Raw genomic sequence first — 16,163 nt, 5'->3', positions numbered from 1 at the left:
CGTCAGCCTCCGAATGCGAGTTTGAGCAGGGCAAACAGCGAAGCGACGCCGACTGCGACTGCGAAGAAGGTGTTGAGGGCGATCAGCGCCAGCTTCATGCCTTCGCCATGCACATAGTCCTCGATGATGACCTGCATGCCGAGCCGCATATGGTAGAGGCCGGAGATGAGCACCAGCGCCAGCACCAGCGCCACGAAGGGATTGGCGAGCGACGCCCGCACTTGCGTATAGCCGTGGCCGTTGACCGCGATCAGGAAGCCGACGAAGAACAACAGCAGCGGGATGTTGGCGATCGCCGTCAGCCGCTGGCGCCAGAAATGCTGCGTGCCCTCGCGGGCCGAGCCCAGGCCGCGCACCTTGCCGAGCGGCGTGCGCATGTCGGTGTTGTTCGCGCTCATCAGAAAGCCCCCCGCGCCGCATAGCCCGCGATCCAGATCAGAAGCGTGAGCACGATCGAGCCGGCGAGCGTCGCCCAGGCGATCCTCGACGCGATGTGTTTTTCCAGTCCCGCGCCGGTGTCCCAGATAAGGTGGCGAAGCCCGCCCAGCATGTGGTGCATCAGCGCCCAGGTGTAGCCGAACAGGACCAGCCGGCCGAGCCAGGAGCCGAAGGCCCAGTTGACCCAGTCGAACGCGGCCTGCGAGCTCGCGGCGGCGATCAGCCACGCCGCCACCAGCAGCGTTCCGAAATAAAGCGCGCCGCCGGTGATGCGATGGATGATCGACATCGTCATCGTGATCGGCGGCCGGTAGACTGTCAGATGCGGCGAAAGCGGTCGTTCACGTCTGGCAACTGCGCGGGTGGCTGGTGATTTGCTCATGGCTCCCCCAGTTCGGCATACCGGAGCCGCTATGGACGCGGCTTTTGCCGCTTTCATTTATGACTTCGGACAGCCGGTTTCTAATGCTCTTTTTGCACCGCGTCAAAGCCGGAAAATCGTTTTGGAAACATCATTTAATCTGACAAATTGATGGCCGCGCGCTTCAATCGATTAGCGGCTGTTTCGAAGCCGGCGCAGCGTTCGCTGCAGTGCGGCATGCACGTCCATGCAGGCAAGCGCCGGGTGTGCTGGGATTCAGGTCAGGCCGAGTCGAAAACGACGGCTTCCGAGAACCGGCTTACGCCGGCCGTAGCCTTCATAGGCGGAGACACTTATGAGGCTTCGGCCGGCGAAGGCCGGAGCGGAACGTACTTGAAGTACGTGAGCACCGGAAGCGCAGGAGGCTGCCGTTTGCAGGCCGGCCTCACCTGAATGGCAGCGCACCCGCTACCTTCTGCAAGTCTGCGGGGTAGATCCCCTCTTCATCACCAGCGCCTCGCGTCCGTCGATCACGATTGCGTCATGCGTCGCCGCTTCCTGGTAGCGGCTGCTCTGGTTAGCGGGCGAGGCCGCGAATTCCTCGGCCGTGCCGTCCGGGCGGACCACGCGCAGCGACGGACCGAGATTCTGGATGGTGATCGTGCCGCCATTGCCGCATCTATAGGTGGCCGTGCCGATGCCGGATCGCGGCACGGTAAGGTCGGTGACGATCTTGGTCGCGGGCGTCTTGGCCGCTGCAGGTGCCGGGGCCGCTGCGGCTGCCGGCGGCGCCACGGGGGCGGCGGACTGCGGGGCCGGAGCAGGCGAGGCGGCGGGCGGCGCGGCATTCGCCACCTTGGGCGCGCCGTCCTGCGGCACGCAGGCCGTGGCCGCGAGAAGCAGCGGGATGGTGATCGACACCCGAACCGTGTGGCCAAAGCTCATGCGCTGCCCTTTCGTGCGCGGCACCCTACAGCAATTCCCGGAAAAAAGAGAACGGTTGGGTTCGGCGGTTGCACCGTGGCCTTCCGTCCGGAATTGCGTCGAAACAAAGAGATAGGCGGTTGCCTTTCCGTGAAACGGTGGACCGCTGTAGCTACGCCGCGCCCCAAGATCAAGTTGACGCCGAGTCAGCCCGGCTCCAGACGACGACGACGCCCGGAAACCCGACGCCCGAAAATTAACCATGTTCCTTAAGAACCGGCGCCGAAAGCCTCCCGCCTCTTAACAAAGGTTAAGAAAGAGTTAATTTCCGATTCGAACCGGAATCCAGGCGCGAGGCGTCGCGCCATCAAGGGAGAGCGACATGCGTTCGAATTCAGTGCGGGCAAGCGTTGCCGCCGCGGCGCTGGCGGGGCTGGTGACAGCGACCGTCGCGCCGGCCGAAGCCGGCTTGCGCCACCATGACCGCGTCTATGCCGATTCCTTCGGCAATCTCGTCATCGACAGCGCCGCCGGCTACAAGCGCATCATCGTCGGCCAGGGCAAGCTCGCGAAAAACCTTTCCGAATACTCTAGCGCCGGCCAGCCGGATGTCGTCTATGACGATGCGGACGAGGCCGGCGCGCCCGGCTGCTACCAGCCGCCTGTGCTGGTCAAGGGCCGCTCCTATATGTACGGGCTTTCCGACGGCGAGATGCCCAATCTCAGCCCTTGCCGTTGAAGACAGTCGGCATCTGGCGCCGCCGCAGCGCGCCTGACACGCGCACGCAGTCGCGGCCGGCATTCTTGGCTTCGTAGAGCGCGGCGTCGGCGCGTCGCAAAAGGTCCGCAAAACTCTCGTCGGCGACCAGCTCGGCCACGCCGAAGCTCGCGCTGCAGCGGTGCTCGGCCGGCAGGCCATCGATCGGCAAGGCGCCAAAGGCGTTGCGTGCGCCCTCTGCGAACAATCGCGCCGCGGCAAGATTGGTGCCCGGCAGAATGATGGCGAATTCCTCGCCGCCGATGCGGCCGGCGACATGATGTTCGGCGGCGGCTTCGCGCAGGAAGCCGGCGAAGCTCTCGATCACGCGGTCGCCGCAGGCATGGCCGTAGCTGTCGTTGATGCGCTTGAAATAATCGAGATCGGCGATCACCAGCGCCACCGGCACGCCGCGCCGAACGGCACCCCGCATCGCAAGGTCCGCATGGCGTTCGAAACCGCGGCGGTTGAACAGCCGCGACAAAGCGTCGGTTTCCGATTTCGAGGTCGCCTCCTTGAGCGCGTCGCGCACCAGGACGGCAAGCGCAAGCAGCGCCAGCGCCAGCCCGAACACAGTGCCGAGCGATTGCGAAACCAGCGCGTAAGCCGTCTGCACATAGGCCTGCGGGTTGGCGCCCCAGCCGCCCAGCGCGCCGGCGATGAACGGCTTGGAGGCGAACTGCACGGCGCTGGCGCCGAGCACCAGCGCAAGCATATGGTCGAGCCGCGCGAGCCTTTGCCGGGAGGACAGCACGATGCCGAGCGCGGCGAACTGCATGATGGAGTAAGGGAGTTGGTAGGCCATCATGCGCGTCAGCGAATGGCGCGGAAGGTCCTGCACCAGGTAGACGGCGACCGAGGCGACGACGAGGAAGCACAGCATCGGCACCCAGGGCGGCCTCACGCCATATTTGTGGGCAAGCCCGCCATTGAAGGCGACGGTTGCGCCGAGGAACACGGCAAAGGCGGCAACGACCGGCAACCTTGCGTCCGTAAAAGCAGGAATGCTGAATTCGATGGCGAAATAGGCCATGCCGAGCAGGTAGCTGAAGGCAAGCCAGCGCGCCGACACCCGCCCGGTATCATGGACGGCAATCGCCAGGAATGCCGCCGCCAGCAGCCCGGCGACGAGCAGGTTGATCATCAATATGAAGTCGGCGCTGCCCATGTCTTCCTTCGTCGGACGTTCCGGACAGAAAACCATCGACGGGCGAAGAACACGTTAATGCGCGCATGAGTTGCTTGAAGCAACCCCGCGAAAAGCACGCGGCGGCTAAAGCATGTCTCCCGAAAGTGGGAACCGGTTTCGGGATTAAGACATGCGTAAAATCAAAAACCTAAAGCGCAGGGAGCGAATCTGAAAGATCGCGACGCGCTTTAGGCCCGGCGACCTGCCGTAGTCTTCCATCCGGGATTCGGGATTGTGGACTTGCCTCAGCCGACGGCGAGCGGTTCGGCCATGAAAGTCGTTTCTGGCCTCTCATAAGAAAGCCGCACGCTGTCGCGGCCGTTCTTCTTGGCCTTGTAGAGCGCCTCGTCGGCACGCCGCATCAATGGCATCAGCCCTTCCCTGCCGGAGCGGGCGGCGACGCCGAAGCTGGCGGTGACCCTGATGCCGGGCGGCAGGCCGTCGACCGCGCCGGCCGAATAGAAGGCGCGGATCGCTTCGGCGAAGAGCCTTGCCGAGGCGAGGTCGCTGAGCGGCAGAAGCACGGCGAACTCCTCGCCGCCGATGCGGCCGGCCGCCCCGCGCGCGCCGGTAGCAGAGCGCAGTTTGGCGGCGAAGTCGGCGATCACCCGGTCGCCGGCCTCATGCCCATGCTGGTCGTTCAGCGCCTTGAAGTGATCGAGATCGGCCAGCACCAGGGCGACGGGAAATCCAGCCTTGCTGCATTGATCGAGCAAGAGGGTCGCCCGCTCCTCGAAGCCGCGGCGGTTGAGGATGCCGGAGAGCGGGTCGGTATGGGTCTCGGCCTTCAGCGCCCTCATCACATCGAGCGCCGCGGCCGTGAACAGGCTAAGCGCGATCAGCAACGACAAAAGCGCGTGTGAAAGCAGCGCCGTCGTCCAGTAGGACGAGCCGTAGAAGCCGTCATAGCCGGGGAACGGCCCATGCGCGATGACGACGATCAGCGTGCGGACGATGAAGTTCAGCCCCGATAGCAGCGACAGCGCGAACAGGATCTTTTCGACCGGACCGTTATGGCGCACCGTTCTCAGCTCCGCGGCGACCAGCAGGCTGAGCGCGCCGAAGCCGAAATTCATGACGAGCACACGCCAGGTGAGGTCCGGCTGGACGAACATGAACCAGATGAAGGCGGCGAGCCCGCCGCCGGTCACGATGCCGATGCCGACATAGGGCACGCGCCGCCCGTAGCGCGCGATGATCGCGCTGGAGAGGCAGCAGGCCGCGATCGTGAAGCAGATGTTGGAAACGAGCTTGGTCAGCGCCACGCCGATCGGAAGCGTGAAATATTGCAGCAGGAAACCCGGCGCCGACAGGCAGTAGCTCGCGCCAAGCGCGGCCAGGTAAGGACGATGGCGCTGATAGGACCACAGCACGAGGAACGCGGCGCCGAGCGCCAGCGCTATCGTCGGATTGAGCAGCGCTATGAGCAGACCGGTGTCCAAAGGACTGCGACTTTCCCCAACTTACCCAAGGGGAGATACTAGGACTTAAGCCCAAACAAGCGGTTAAGCGCCGGCGAACAAATCGCAAAACAAAAGGCCCGGACGTCGTGTCCGGGCCTTTGTCGAGCGCTGCAGCCGAGCGGTTACTTCCAGTCGCGGATGTCGACGAAATGACCGGCGATCGCGGCCGCCGCCGCCATGGCCGGCGACACCAGGTGGGTGCGGCCTTTAAAACCCTGCCGGCCCTCGAAATTGCGGTTCGAGGTCGAGGCGCAGCGTTCATGCGGCTTCAGCCGGTCGTCATTCATGGCAAGGCACATCGAGCAGCCCGGTTCGCGCCAGTCGAAGCCGGCGGCGACGAAGATCTTGTCCAGGCCTTCGGCCTCCGCCTGTTCCTTGACCAGGCCGGAGCCGGGCACGATCATGGCGTTGACGCGCGGATTGACCTTCTTGCCCTCGACCACCTTGGCGGCGGCGCGCAGGTCCTCGATGCGGCCATTGGTGCAAGAGCCGATGAAGACGCGGTCAAGCGCGATGTCGGTGATCCTGGTTCCGGGCGTCAGCCCCATATAGTCGAGCGCGCGGATCTTCGACGTACGCTTGTTCTCATCCGCGATCTCTTCGGGATTGGGCACGATGCCCTGCACCGAGACGACGTCCTCGGGCGAGGACCCCCAGGAGACGATCGGCGGCAGCTTTTGCGCGTCGAGCACGACGACCTTGTCGAAATGCGCGCCCTCGTCGGAATGCAGCGTCTTCCAATAGGCGAGCGCTGCATCCCAGGCTGCGCCCTTCGGCGCCCGCGGCTTGTCCTTGACATAGGCGAAGGTCGTCTCGTCCGGCGCGATCAGGCCCGCCCGGGCGCCGCCTTCGATCGACATGTTGCAGATCGTCATGCGGCCTTCCATCGACAGCGAGCGGATCGCTTCGCCGGCATATTCGATGACATAGCCGGTGCCGCCGGCGGTGCCGATCTCGCCGATGATGGCGAGGATGACGTCCTTGGCGGTGACGCCTTCCGGCAACTGGCCGTCGACGCGCACCAGCATGTTCTTGGCCTTGCGCTGGATCAGCGTCTGCGTCGCCAGCACATGCTCGACCTCGGACGTGCCGATGCCATGCGCCAGCGCGCCGAAGGCGCCATGCGTGGAAGTGTGGCTGTCGCCGCACACGATGGTCATGCCCGGCAGCGTGAAGCCCTGCTCCGGCCCGATGATGTGGACGATGCCCTGGCGGACGTCGTTCTCGGAATAATACTCGATGCCGAAATCCTTGGCGTTCCTGGCCAGCGCCTCGACCTGGATGCGGCTTTCCTCGTTCTTGATGCCGAACTTGCGCTCGGGCGAGGTCGGCACGTTGTGGTCGACCACGGCCAGCGTCTTTTCCGGATGCCGGACCTTGCGGTTTGACATGCGCAGGCCCTCGAAGGCCTGCGGGCTGGTGACCTCATGCACCAGGTGGCGGTCGATATAGAGCAGGCAGGTGCCGTCTTCCTGGCGATCGACCGTGTGATCGTCGAAGATCTTGTCGTAGAGGGTGCGCGGTGCGCTCATGTGCGTAAATCCGTCGATATGAGAATGGGAAAAGCTGGCGCGGCCTTAGCCGGCAAGCGACTTCGATCAGTCGGCCTGGCTAAGTCGGCTGGTGAGCGCGCCACAAACCCGCGCGGCAAATCGCGACGGCAGGCGCTTTCTGTCCTGCAGCACGAAACCCTTGTAGGCCGGATCGCTGAAAAGCTTTTCCATGGCGGCGTAGATAGCAATGTTTTGGCTTTTCGGCAATTAGCGCGACTCTTCCTTCTCCCCTTGCGGGAGAAGGTGGATCGGCGCGGTAGCGCCGAGACCTATGAGGGTGTTCCAGCGGAGTGAGACGTTAGCGTTCCCTGGAGCACCCCTCATCCGGCCGCTCCGCGGCCACCTTCCCCCACAAGGGGGGAAGGGGAGTCGCGCTCAAACCACCTCGAACACGAACGTCTTCACCAGCGCCTCCGGATCGCCGATCGCGTAGCAGCGGAACCATGGGCTCTGCTCGACCAGGCACCATCGCCCTGCCTGCGTCAGTTCGTCGAACACCGCTTGAAAACCGCCGCTCTCGAAAACCTGGTCGCGCACGGTGAAGATGGCGTGGCCGCCGGCCTTGGTGATGCGCACCAGCTCGTGCAGCCCCGACGCCGGCGCGTGGCCGATGGTGAAGACGCCGGTCGAGAAGAAGGCGCGGAAATGCCGGTCGGGCCACGGCAAGGGACCGCCGAGCATCGCCTTCTTCAGCTCGCTATAGGCCGGCTTGTTGTCGGCCTGGCGGCTGCCGGCGATCTTCAGCATGTCGTCGGAAAGATCGAGCCCGGCGATGTCGCCATAGCCCAGAGCCTTCAGGGACGGCCCCGACAGGCCCGTGCCGCAGCCGGCATCGAGCAGCGGACCTTCGCCCGCCGGCACGTGCCGCGCCACCCAGGCCGTGATCAGGAAAGGCAGGAGATAGCCGAGCGAGGCGGTCTCGCTGTCATAGGTCGCGGCCCATTCGGCATAGGCCTTGGCGAGCCCTTCCGGCGAGTCGGCCGAATAGACGGAATCCAGCGCCGCATTGGCCTTATCGAAATTCATGGCGCGTCTCCTCCCCCGGATGCACATGACCAAGGTAGAGCAATTCCAGGAAAAGTGGGAACCGGTTTTCCGTCCGGAGTTGCGTCAAAAACAAAGAAGGTCGCGGACTTTTGCCGCCGGCTATTCCTGATGCTGCCGGCGCAGCCGCTGTTCCAGCGCCCGCAGCGCCAGCGACAGGCCGACGGTCAGGATGAGATAGATATAGGCGACGATCGAATAGGTCTCGAAGAAGCGGAAGGAGCCTGCGGCATAGACCTTGCCGATCTGGGTGATGTCGGCGACGCCTAGAACGGAGACCAGCGAGGAATCCTTGACCATGGCGACGAAATCGTTGCCGAGCGGCGGCAGGATCATGCGGATCGCCTGCGGGAACACGATCAGCCGGAAGCGCTGTCCTCGGGTGAGCCCGAGCGCCTTGGCGGCCTCGATCTGGCCCCTCTCCACCGACTGGATGCCGGCGCGGAACACTTCCGAGATGAAGGCCGAGTAGCCGATGGTCAGCGCCATGATGGCGCGCCACAAGAGCGAGACGTCGCGCACCAGCAACTCGCCCATCAGGCCGGCGCTCTGCAGCGGCGCGGTCAGCGCATTCCAGGCGGCGACGACGGCCGGCGCGCCGGCAAAGGCGATCCAGAACAACAGCACCAGGATCGGCACGCCGCGGATGATCTCGACATAGAAGCGCGCGATCTGCCGCAGCCATTGCGATCCCGACAGCGCCATCAGCGCGATGCCGAGCCCGAGCGCGGAGGCCAAGGCGAAGGCGACCGCGGTGACGAAGATGGTGATGCCGATGCCCTTGGCGACGGTGGCGAAGACTTCCGCATAGAGGTCGCTGGACGCAATGGCGAGGGCGGCGGCCAACGCCAGCACGAGGGCAGCGGCCAGCCACCAGGGGAATTCGGGTTTGGGGATGGAGGGAGTGGCGGGCATCAGGCGGCGGCGCCGGCAAGATAGTTACGGAGGCAGCGTTCCTTTGCGCCCCCCTCTGCCTTGCCAGGCATCTCCCCCACAAGGAGGGAGATCGAACATCGCGCCGGCCCTCGCCAATCACCGTCGCTGCGAGGATGGGCGAAGCGCCGAAGCTGCCAATCTCCCCCCTCGTAGGGGAGATGTCCGGCAGGACAGAGGGGGGCGCGAAGGAATGAAGCTTTCGCGGCCCTCCGCCCGTAACCGTTGCGCATCGCACGCACCAAAATAGGGCCCTACTGCCCCATCTTGTAATCAAGGAACCACTTCTTGTTGAGCTTGTCGAAAGTCCCGTCGGCCTTCAGCGAGGCGATGGCGGCGTTGACCGGCTTCACCAGGTCCGAGCCCTTCGGGAAGATGAAGCCAAAGTCCTCGGTGCCGAGCGGACCGCCGATCAGCTTCAGCTTGCCTGCGGAAGCATCGACATAGCCCTGGCCGGCGGTGCCGTCGGTGAGCACGACGTCGACATCGCCCGTTTTCAGCGCCTGCACCGTCGCGCCAAAGGTCTCGAACAGTTTGATGCGCGGGTTCTGCTCGTTGCCGTCGAGCACGCTGTAGACGGCGGTGTAGAAGGGCGTGGTGCCGGGCTGGGCGCCGATCAGCCCGTCCTTGAAGGCGCCGAAGCTCTTGGCGTCGGTGAAGCGGCTTTCGTCGCCGCGCACCAGCATGAACTGCTCCGAACGCATATAGGGATCGGAGAAGTCGACCTTCTCCTTGCGGTCGTCCTTGATGGTGATGCCGGTCATGCCAATGTTGTACTGGTTGTCGGAGACCGCCTGGATCATCGCGTCCCAGGAGGTGTTCTGATACTCGACCTTGAAGTTCAGCCGCTTGGCGATCTCGTCCATCGCGTCATATTCCCAGCCGATCTGCTTGCCGGTCTTCTTGTCGATGAACTGCAGCGGCGGATAGGCGTTTTCCGTCACCACCACGACCTTCTTGCCGCCGAGATCGGGCAAATTGTCGGCGAGCGCCGCGACAGGCGCGAGAAGGCAGGCCACCATGGCGGCCAGCAGCAGTTTCGACTTGGTCATGACAAATCTCCGAAGGTGATCGGCGCACGATTTTTGGGCGCGGCCAGGAAAATCCGGCGCCGACTTTAGCTTGCCGCATGCGCCTTGCAAGCCGGTCCGCGCCGCCTCGGGCCGGCCAATACGCAATCCTGTGCTCTTCGGGGGAAGTTTCGAGGGATGATCGTTGCCGCGATCAATCCTGGTCGGCTGTAGACTCGCGCAATCCGGCGACCAGGCGGGTCAGCGTGCCATGCAGGGCCTTGAGCTCGGTCCGCTCCAGCGGCATGCCGCAGCTGAGCCCTTCCTGCACGTCCTTCATCTTGGCACGCAGCGCCTCGCCCTTGGCTGTCGGCTCGACCAGCACCCGGCGTTCGTCGGCGGCATCGCGCCGGCGCGTCACGAGGCCGCCCGCTTCCATCCGCTTGATCAGCGGCGTCAGCGTCGCCGAATCGAGACCCAGTGCTGTGCCAAGCTCGCCGATCGTGCTCGGCGAATGCTGCCAGAGCGCCAGCATCGCCAGATATTGCGGATAGGTCAGCCCGAGCGGATCGAGCAGCGGCCGGTAAAGCTTCGTCATCAGCCCGCTTGCCGAATAGAGCGCGAAGCAGAGCTGTTGGTCGAGGCGCGGCACCTCGATCGCCCCGGCGTCCTGCGCCGGGGCCTGCCTGGTCATGGTTTCGGTTTTCGTCGTCATGCAGCCTTTGCCGAGAGCGCCACATCGATATTGCCCCGGATGGCGTTGGAATAGGGGCAAATCTTGTGCGCTTCCGATACAAGCGCCTCGGCGCCCGCCTGATCAAGGCCTTTGATTTCCACCGCAAGCGAAACGCCGAGGCGGAAGCCACCCTGGTCGTTCGGATAGAGGCTCACCGTGGAGGTGATCGAAGCGTCCTTAAGCGGCAGCTTCTGCTGGCCGGCGACAAAACGCACCGCGCTCTCGAAGCAGGCCGCATAGCCGACGGCGAAAAGCTGCTCGGGGTTGGTGGCGCCGCCCCTGCCGCCGAGTTCCTTCGGCATCGCCAGGTCGACCTTGAGCAGGCCGTCGCTGGTCTCGCCGTGACCGTTGCGGCCACCGGTGACGTGAGCCTGGGCGGTGTAGAGTGCAGACATTTTTTTGATCTCCATTTGGTTTGTACACGATTATTTAGTGTACAAGATAATTGGCTGTCAACGATCCCGAAGCGGTTTTCTTACGGCGAGCGATCACGGCTTGGTGAGATGAAGGCGGCGGCCAAAACGAAAAAAGGCGGCCGAAGCCGCCTTTCCCAAAACAATCTGCGGAAGCGCCTTATTCGGCGGAAGCGGCCTCTGCGGCGGCCTTCTTCTCCGCGGCTTCCTTGGCGGCCGTCTCGGCGGCGAGCGCTTGGGCGGCGGCGACCTTCTCGGCCTCGATGCGGGCGCGCTCGGCGTTCAGCGCATCGCGCTCTTCATCGTTCAGCTTGCGGGCGCGCACGCCGGTGTTTTCCGAAATGCGGGCCGACTTGCCGCGACGGTCACGCAGGTAATAGAGCTTGGCGCGGCGCACCTTGCCGCGGCGCACGATCTCGACGCCCTCGACCATTGGCGAGTAGACCGGGAAAACGCGCTCGACGCCTTCGCCGTAGGAAATCTTGCGGACGGTGAAATTCTCCTGGAAGCCGGAGCCGGCGCGGGCGATGACGACGCCCTCATAGGCCTGGACACGGGTGCGGCTGCCTTCGGTGACGCGCACCTGGACGCGCACGGTGTCGCCCGGCTGGAATTCGGGCAGCTTGCGCTTGGCTTCGATCTTGGCGGCCTGCTCGGCCTCGAGCTGACGGATGAGATCCATCTCAAATATCCACTTCTTGTTCTTCCGACAGTCAGAGCGTCCTCGGCTCGCCTTGCAGTTCCATTGACCGCTCGGCTATGCCCTTTGTCGAAACATCGGGCAGGGACGGCTACACCGCACTTGTTGACGGGTCCAGAAGATCGTTCTTCCGGTTCGGGCGGCGACATACAGCTATTTCGGCGCTTTGTCACGCCCTAATGCATGTCGCCCGGAAGTGTGCGCGGTTCTGGGACGACGACATGCATCAAAAAAGGCTTTGAGGCATATTTTTGCGCCCATGGCACCATCGCGTCGTCGCCGTGCCGGGTTGCACAAGCCTTGCAAGCTTTCTAAGCCGGGAAAGTCCATCTTCCAGGCCCGCCAAATGACGTTCTTCGATGCCGTCCTGCTCTTCTTCGCGGGTTTTGCCTCAGGCGCCGCCAATGCGGTCGCCGGCGGCGGCACTTTCCTCACCTTCGGCGCCATGACGCTGGTCGGCCTGCCGCCGATCGTTGCCAATGCGACCTCCTCGGCGACGCAGCTGCCGGGCTATATCACCTCGACGCTCGCTTATTGGACCGATATCCGGCATTTCTGGCGCGGCGCCCTGCTGCTTTGCCTGATTTCCGCGCTCGGCGCGCTGGCCGGCGCGCTCATCCTGCTCGCCCTCTCCAACCCGTCCTTCCGGGCGCTGGTGCCGTGGCTGCTCATCGCCGCCACCGCCCTGTTCGCCGCCGGGCCGTGGCTGAAGCCAGTGGCAGGACCGGAGCACCAGGCCTCGGTCGGATCCCTGACGGGTTCACTGGCCCAGTTCCTGACCTCGATCTATGGCGGCTTCTTCGGCGCCGGCATGGGCGTGATGATGCTGGCCACCCTCGGCCTGACGCAAGCCGGCGACTATCACCGCCTGAACGCGTTGAAGAACATGCTGTCCATCGTGATCGCGGTCGTCGCCATCCTGGTTTTCGTTTCCGGAGGCGTTGTCGCCTGGCCGCAGGCGATCGTCATGATCCCGGGCGTGGCGCTTGGCGGCTATGCCGGCGTCTGGATCGCCAAGCGCGTGCCGCAAGGCGTCGTGCGCGGCTTCGTCGTCGCCGTCGGCCTGCTTCTGGCTTTTTACTACTTCACCAAGGGCTGAGGTGTGCCGCCGAGCAAGTCAGGCCGCCGTTCCCGTGTGAGCTTCTCGGCCTCGGCGTGCCGCCATTCGGCAATCTTCTTGTGATTGCCGGAAATCAGCACCTCCGGGATCGGCCGGCCCTCGAACTCCTGCGGCCGCGTATAATGCGGATGCTCGAGCAGGCCGTTCTCGAAACTCTCTTCCTCGCCCGAGACCGCATTGCCCATGACACCCGGCAGCAGCCGCACCACGGCATCGAGCAGCACGAGCGCGGCCGGCTCGCCGCCCGACAGGATGAAATCGCCGATCGAGACCTCCTCGAGCCCCCGCGCCTCGATCACCCGCTGGTCGACGCCTTCGAAGCGGCCGCACAGGATGACCGCGCCGGAACCGGCGGCGAGCTCCCGCACGCGGGCCTGCGTCAGCGGTTTGCCGCGCGGGCTCATCAGCAGCCTTGGACGCTTGTCGCCCGGCGGCGAGGCGTGGTCGATGGCCTTGGCCAGCACATCGGCGCGCATCACCATGCCGGCGCCGCCGCCGGCCGGCGTGTCGTCGACGGTGCGATGCCTGTCGGCGGCGAAATCGCGGATCTGAATCGCCTCCAGCGACCATGTCCCGGCCTCCAGCGCGCGGCCGGCAAGCGACAGGCCAAGCGCGCCCGGAAACATCTCCGGATAGAGCGTCAGCACCGAAGCGGCAAAGCTCAACGGTTGCCCCCGGCGTCCTTCGGTCCGCGCGGCCTGCCCTTCGGATCGAAGCCGGAACCGGCAGGCGCCGCGCCATCGTCCTCATCCTCGACAAGACCGGCCGCGAGCGGGTTGATCTCGACAAAGCCGTCGGCGATCGAGACATGCGGCACCGCGGCCTGCGTGAACGGGATCAGCACGCCCTTGCGGCCGGCAAGGGTGACGTCGAGTATGTCGCCGCCACCGAAATTATGCACGGCGACGACCTTGCCGATGATGCCGGTATCGTCCCTGACGTCCAGACCGATGAGGTCGGCGTGATAGAATTCGTCTTCCTCGCCGTCATCGGGCAGCACCGAGCGGTCGACGAAAAGCTCCGTGCCGGCCAAAGCCTCGGCGGCATTGCGGTCACCGACGCCCTTGAAGCGCACCACCACGACGGTGCCCGCCGGCCTGATGTCCAGGATCTGGAAGGCGCGGCCATCCTTCGCAAAAAGTGGGCCGTAATCGGCCAGCGCCAGCGGATCGCCGGTGAAGGTCTTCACCCGCAATTCGCCCTTGATGCCGTGCGCGGCACCGATCACAGCCATCTGAACGGGGTTTTCGAGCTTCGACATCGGCGCGCTTCCTTTGCTCTGCTCTAACCCTGCGCGGCGGCCATTTCAATGACGGCCTCTTCACCGCTTCCTAACCCGCATGCCCGAAACTGCCGTCATGCAGGAATTTCTCATCCCGGCAAAACCCGACCTCCAGGCGGCGCGCGAGACCTGGCTGAAGGCGCTGGCGCACGAGCGCCGGCTCTCGCCGGAGACCGTCGAGGCCTATGAGCGCGACACGCGCCAGTTCCTGCATTTCCTGACCAGCCATTGCGGCGGCTCGCCCGGCATCTCGGACATCGCCGATTTGCGGCCCGCCGATCTGCGCGGTTTCCTCGCCAAGCGCCGCAATGAAGGCGCCGGCGCCCGCACGCTGGGGCGCGGCCTTGCCGGCATTCGCTCGCTGCTGCGCTTTCTCGAAAAACGCGGGATGGTCAACGCGGCGGGCGCGGCGGCACTGCGCGCGCCACGCCAGCCGAAATCGCTGCCCAAGCCGCTGACGGCAAACGACGCGAAACAGGTCGTGGCCGTGGAAGGCCAACTCGCGGAAGAGCCATGGATCGCCGCCCGCAATGCCGCCGTGCTGACGCTGCTCTATGGCTCCGGCCTGCGCATCTCCGAGGCGCTCGGCCTGACCGGCGCCGACCTCGCAACGGAAGCCGACACCGTGCTGCGCGTCACCGGCAAGGGCGGCAAGACGCGGCTGGTGCCGGTGCTGCCGGTGGCCCGCAGGGCGGTCGCCGAATACCGCCGGCTGTGCCCCTTCCATATCGGTCCCGAGGGCCTGCTCTTTCGCGGCGCGCGTGGCGGTCCGCTCAACCCGGCCATCGTCCAGCGCGAGATGGCGAAGCTCCGCTCGGCGCTGAACCTGCCCGACACCGCGACACCGCATGCGCTGCGGCATTCCTTCGCCACCCACCTTCTTGGCCGCGGCGGCGACCTGCGCACCATCCAGGAACTGCTCGGCCACGCCAGCCTGTCGACCACGCAGATCTATACCGGCGTCGACACGGCAAGGCTGCTCGACATCTATGAGAAGGCGCATCCAAGGGCGTGAACAGGCGTCACCGCGAAAATTTCGAGGGTCCGATTAACCGTTTTGCCGCTTTTCGGCGCTAAGACGCTTCCTCATGAAACGCGTCATCGCCATCGCCGACCGCGCGGCCCTTGTCTCGTTGAAGCTGCTCGTAGCGCTCAACCTGCTGTTTTTCCTGTCTTTCCTCGTCGTTCTGCTGCTTGCCGGCCGGGCCCATGCGGGAGCTCCCAATTGCGTCGGCACAGATCTTTTGACGGCGCTGGAGAAGAACGATCCCGCCGCCTTCAAGAAGGTCGAGACCGAAGCGGCGGCCGTTCCCAACGGCAACAGCCTGCTGTGGAAGCTGGAGAAGCCGGGCGAAAAGCCGTCCTATCTGTTCGGCACCATGCATATGACCGATACGCGCGTCACCACGCTGCCGGCTGCCGCGCAAAAGGCCTATGACGGCGCCGGCACCATCGTCATCGAGACCACCGATGCGATGGACAAGGCCAAGATGATGGCCGCCATGGCCAGCGAACCCGGCCTGATGATGTTCACCGACAACACCACGCTGTCGTCGCTCTTGTCGCCCGAGGATGCGGCGGCGCTGAACAAGGGGCTCGACGCGCGCGGCATCCCGCCGGCGACGGTCGCCAAGATGAAGCCGTGGATCCTGTCGGCGATGATGGCGTTGCCGGCCTGCGAGGTGGCGCGCCAGAGCGCCGGCGAGCCCGTGCTGGACGTCAAGCTGGCTTCGGAGGCCAAGGCCTCGGGGAAGGACGTCGAAGGGCTCGAGACCGCCGTCGATCAGCTGCGCGCCATGGCCTCGCTGCCGCTCGAATTCCACATGAAGAGCCTGGTCGAGACGATGAAGCTCGGCGACAAGGTGAACGACGTCAACGAGACGATGATCGTGCTCTACCAGCGCGGCGAGGTCGGCATGTTCTGGCCGCTGTTCCGTGCCGTGCTGCCGGATACGGCGGACGACAAGGCTGGCTATGCCGCCTTCGAGCAGACCATGATCACCAGCCGCAACAAGGTGATGGCGGCGCATGCCGGGCCGATTTTGGCCAAAGGCAACGTCTTCATGGCCGTCGGCGCCATGCATCTGCCCGGTCCGGAAGGACTGGTCGAGGATTTTCGCAAGGCAGGGTATACTGTTACCGCCGTCAACTGAGTCGTCTGGCGGCTGGCGGACCTGAAAACGCCGGTTTTTCAGCGCTTTCCGTCCGTCCGCGTGAAACCCAAAGTGGGATCAGCGCGT

The 16,163-nt window shown here is 64.9% G+C and carries 19 protein-coding genes; 4 read left to right on the top strand and 15 right to left on the bottom strand.

The features are described 5' to 3' along the window. Nucleotides 1-2: 2 nt before the first annotated feature. From sdhD to RFM41_RS08345, 3 genes are all read right to left on the bottom strand, one after another. Nucleotides 3-398, bottom strand: a complete 396-nt coding sequence (sdhD, locus tag RFM41_RS08355) for a succinate dehydrogenase, hydrophobic membrane anchor protein (RefSeq protein ID WP_320247592.1) — start codon at nt 396-398, stop codon at nt 3-5. Continuing rightward, a complete protein-coding gene (gene sdhC / locus RFM41_RS08350) occupies nt 398-820 on the bottom strand; it encodes a succinate dehydrogenase, cytochrome b556 subunit (RefSeq protein ID WP_320247594.1) in 423 nt (140 codons plus the stop codon). Before sdhC ends, sdhD begins: the two co-directional genes overlap by 1 nt. A 447-nt stretch (nt 821-1,267) precedes the next feature. Then, the gene (locus RFM41_RS08345; protein WP_320247596.1) at nt 1,268-1,744 is read right to left on the bottom strand and encodes a hypothetical protein; all 477 of its coding nucleotides are present in this window, start codon (nt 1,742-1,744) and stop codon (nt 1,268-1,270) included. 361 nt (nt 1,745-2,105) lie between these two features. Between RFM41_RS08345 and RFM41_RS08340 the strand changes: the two genes are divergently transcribed. Continuing rightward, nucleotides 2,106-2,462: a hypothetical protein gene (locus RFM41_RS08340; RefSeq protein ID WP_320247598.1), complete on the top strand. Its 357-nt coding sequence runs from the start codon at nt 2,106-2,108 to the stop codon at nt 2,460-2,462. Here RFM41_RS08340 and RFM41_RS08335 read toward each other — a convergent pair. The 10 genes from RFM41_RS08335 to rplS form a co-directional block, all read right to left on the bottom strand. Beyond that, complete coding sequence (locus RFM41_RS08335; protein ID WP_320247600.1) at nt 2,446-3,648, bottom strand: GGDEF domain-containing protein; 1,203 nt, start codon at nt 3,646-3,648, stop codon at nt 2,446-2,448. The two genes, RFM41_RS08340 and RFM41_RS08335, sit on opposite strands and share 17 nt — an antisense overlap. 266 nt (nt 3,649-3,914) lie before the next feature. Next, a complete protein-coding gene (locus RFM41_RS08330) occupies nt 3,915-5,111 on the bottom strand; it encodes a GGDEF domain-containing protein (protein ID WP_320247602.1) in 1,197 nt (398 codons plus the stop codon). Between the two features lie 143 nt (nt 5,112-5,254). Further along, complete coding sequence (gene leuC / locus RFM41_RS08325; protein WP_320247604.1) at nt 5,255-6,664, bottom strand: 3-isopropylmalate dehydratase large subunit; 1,410 nt, start codon at nt 6,662-6,664, stop codon at nt 5,255-5,257. A gap of 66 nt (nt 6,665-6,730) precedes the next feature. Then, complete coding sequence (locus RFM41_RS08320; protein ID WP_320248088.1) at nt 6,731-6,892, bottom strand: hypothetical protein; 162 nt, start codon at nt 6,890-6,892, stop codon at nt 6,731-6,733. 168 nt (nt 6,893-7,060) lie between these two features. After that, the gene (locus tag RFM41_RS08315) at nt 7,061-7,711 is read right to left on the bottom strand and encodes a class I SAM-dependent DNA methyltransferase (RefSeq protein WP_320247606.1); all 651 of its coding nucleotides are present in this window, start codon (nt 7,709-7,711) and stop codon (nt 7,061-7,063) included. A 120-nt stretch (nt 7,712-7,831) separates the two neighbouring features. Next, complete coding sequence (locus RFM41_RS08310) at nt 7,832-8,644, bottom strand: amino acid ABC transporter permease (RefSeq protein WP_320247608.1); 813 nt, start codon at nt 8,642-8,644, stop codon at nt 7,832-7,834. 272 nt (nt 8,645-8,916) lie between these two features. Further along, the gene (locus RFM41_RS08305; protein WP_320247610.1) at nt 8,917-9,714 is read right to left on the bottom strand and encodes a transporter substrate-binding domain-containing protein; all 798 of its coding nucleotides are present in this window, start codon (nt 9,712-9,714) and stop codon (nt 8,917-8,919) included. Between the two features lie 172 nt (nt 9,715-9,886). Further along, nucleotides 9,887-10,387, bottom strand: a complete 501-nt coding sequence (locus RFM41_RS08300) for a MarR family winged helix-turn-helix transcriptional regulator (RefSeq protein ID WP_320247612.1) — start codon at nt 10,385-10,387, stop codon at nt 9,887-9,889. Beyond that, complete coding sequence (locus RFM41_RS08295; RefSeq protein WP_320247614.1) at nt 10,384-10,803, bottom strand: organic hydroperoxide resistance protein; 420 nt, start codon at nt 10,801-10,803, stop codon at nt 10,384-10,386. Before RFM41_RS08295 ends, RFM41_RS08300 begins: the two co-directional genes overlap by 4 nt. Before the next feature lie 178 nt (nt 10,804-10,981). Next, nucleotides 10,982-11,503, bottom strand: a complete 522-nt coding sequence (gene rplS / locus RFM41_RS08290) for a 50S ribosomal protein L19 (protein WP_040987802.1) — start codon at nt 11,501-11,503, stop codon at nt 10,982-10,984. Nucleotides 11,504-11,867: 364 nt separating this feature from the next. Between rplS and RFM41_RS08285 the strand changes: the two genes are divergently transcribed. Continuing rightward, nucleotides 11,868-12,620, top strand: a complete 753-nt coding sequence (locus tag RFM41_RS08285; protein ID WP_320247618.1) for a sulfite exporter TauE/SafE family protein — start codon at nt 11,868-11,870, stop codon at nt 12,618-12,620. On the opposite strand, the gene trmD is transcribed toward RFM41_RS08285, so the two are convergent. Next, nucleotides 12,602-13,306 carry a tRNA (guanosine(37)-N1)-methyltransferase TrmD gene (trmD, locus tag RFM41_RS08280; protein WP_320247620.1) on the bottom strand — a complete coding sequence of 235 codons (705 nt, stop codon included), beginning with the start codon at nt 13,304-13,306 and terminating at the stop codon, nt 12,602-12,604. The two genes, RFM41_RS08285 and trmD, sit on opposite strands and share 19 nt — an antisense overlap. Beyond that, nucleotides 13,303-13,902 (bottom strand): ribosome maturation factor RimM, encoded by a 600-nt coding sequence (rimM, locus tag RFM41_RS08275; protein WP_320247622.1) that lies wholly within the window; start codon nt 13,900-13,902, stop codon nt 13,303-13,305. The genes trmD and rimM overlap by 4 nt, the downstream gene beginning before the upstream one ends. Before the next feature lie 97 nt (nt 13,903-13,999). On the opposite strand from rimM, the gene RFM41_RS08270 reads away from it, so the two are divergent. Together RFM41_RS08270 and RFM41_RS08265 are read left to right on the top strand one after the other, a co-directional pair. Further along, complete coding sequence (locus tag RFM41_RS08270) at nt 14,000-14,938, top strand: tyrosine recombinase XerC (RefSeq protein WP_320247624.1); 939 nt, start codon at nt 14,000-14,002, stop codon at nt 14,936-14,938. A 73-nt stretch (nt 14,939-15,011) separates the two neighbouring features. Beyond that, nucleotides 15,012-16,076, top strand: coding sequence for a TraB/GumN family protein (locus RFM41_RS08265; protein ID WP_320247626.1), 1,065 nt, complete (start codon nt 15,012-15,014; stop codon nt 16,074-16,076). The last annotated feature ends 87 nt before the right edge of the window (nt 16,077-16,163 follow it).

The organism is Mesorhizobium vachelliae (genome assembly GCF_033977325.1).
GTDB classification, from domain to species: Bacteria; Pseudomonadota; Alphaproteobacteria; order Rhizobiales; family Rhizobiaceae; genus Mesorhizobium; species Mesorhizobium vachelliae.
The sequence above is the reverse complement of the archived record's forward strand: the minus strand, read 5'-3'. Positions and strand labels throughout refer to the sequence as shown.

What these genes read in the sequence shown, in the direction of transcription:
- RFM41_RS08315 (WP_320247606.1), bottom strand. Translation starts at nt 7,711, where the DNA reads ATGAATTTCGATAAGGCCAATGCGGCGCTGGATTCCGTCTATTCGGCC.
- RFM41_RS08300 (WP_320247612.1), bottom strand. Translation starts at nt 10,387, where the DNA reads ATGACGACGAAAACCGAAACCATGACCAGGCAGGCCCCGGCGCAGGAC.
- RFM41_RS08335 (WP_320247600.1), bottom strand. Translation starts at nt 3,648, where the DNA reads ATGGGCAGCGCCGACTTCATATTGATGATCAACCTGCTCGTCGCCGGG.
- RFM41_RS08340 (WP_320247598.1), top strand. Translation starts at nt 2,106, where the DNA reads ATGCGTTCGAATTCAGTGCGGGCAAGCGTTGCCGCCGCGGCGCTGGCG.
- RFM41_RS08310 (WP_320247608.1), bottom strand. Translation starts at nt 8,644, where the DNA reads ATGCCCGCCACTCCCTCCATCCCCAAACCCGAATTCCCCTGGTGGCTG.
- RFM41_RS08305 (WP_320247610.1), bottom strand. Translation starts at nt 9,714, where the DNA reads ATGACCAAGTCGAAACTGCTGCTGGCCGCCATGGTGGCCTGCCTTCTC.
- leuC (WP_320247604.1), bottom strand. Translation starts at nt 6,664, where the DNA reads ATGAGCGCACCGCGCACCCTCTACGACAAGATCTTCGACGATCACACG.
- sdhC (WP_320247594.1), bottom strand. Translation starts at nt 820, where the DNA reads ATGAGCAAATCACCAGCCACCCGCGCAGTTGCCAGACGTGAACGACCG.
- RFM41_RS08345 (WP_320247596.1), bottom strand. Translation starts at nt 1,744, where the DNA reads ATGAGCTTTGGCCACACGGTTCGGGTGTCGATCACCATCCCGCTGCTT.
- sdhD (WP_320247592.1), bottom strand. Translation starts at nt 398, where the DNA reads ATGAGCGCGAACAACACCGACATGCGCACGCCGCTCGGCAAGGTGCGC.
- RFM41_RS08295 (WP_320247614.1), bottom strand. Translation starts at nt 10,803, where the DNA reads ATGTCTGCACTCTACACCGCCCAGGCTCACGTCACCGGTGGCCGCAAC.
- RFM41_RS08285 (WP_320247618.1), top strand. Translation starts at nt 11,868, where the DNA reads ATGACGTTCTTCGATGCCGTCCTGCTCTTCTTCGCGGGTTTTGCCTCA.
- RFM41_RS08265 (WP_320247626.1), top strand. Translation starts at nt 15,012, where the DNA reads ATGAAACGCGTCATCGCCATCGCCGACCGCGCGGCCCTTGTCTCGTTG.
- RFM41_RS08270 (WP_320247624.1), top strand. Translation starts at nt 14,000, where the DNA reads ATGCAGGAATTTCTCATCCCGGCAAAACCCGACCTCCAGGCGGCGCGC.
- rimM (WP_320247622.1), bottom strand. Translation starts at nt 13,902, where the DNA reads ATGTCGAAGCTCGAAAACCCCGTTCAGATGGCTGTGATCGGTGCCGCG.
- rplS (WP_040987802.1), bottom strand. Translation starts at nt 11,503, where the DNA reads ATGGATCTCATCCGTCAGCTCGAGGCCGAGCAGGCCGCCAAGATCGAA.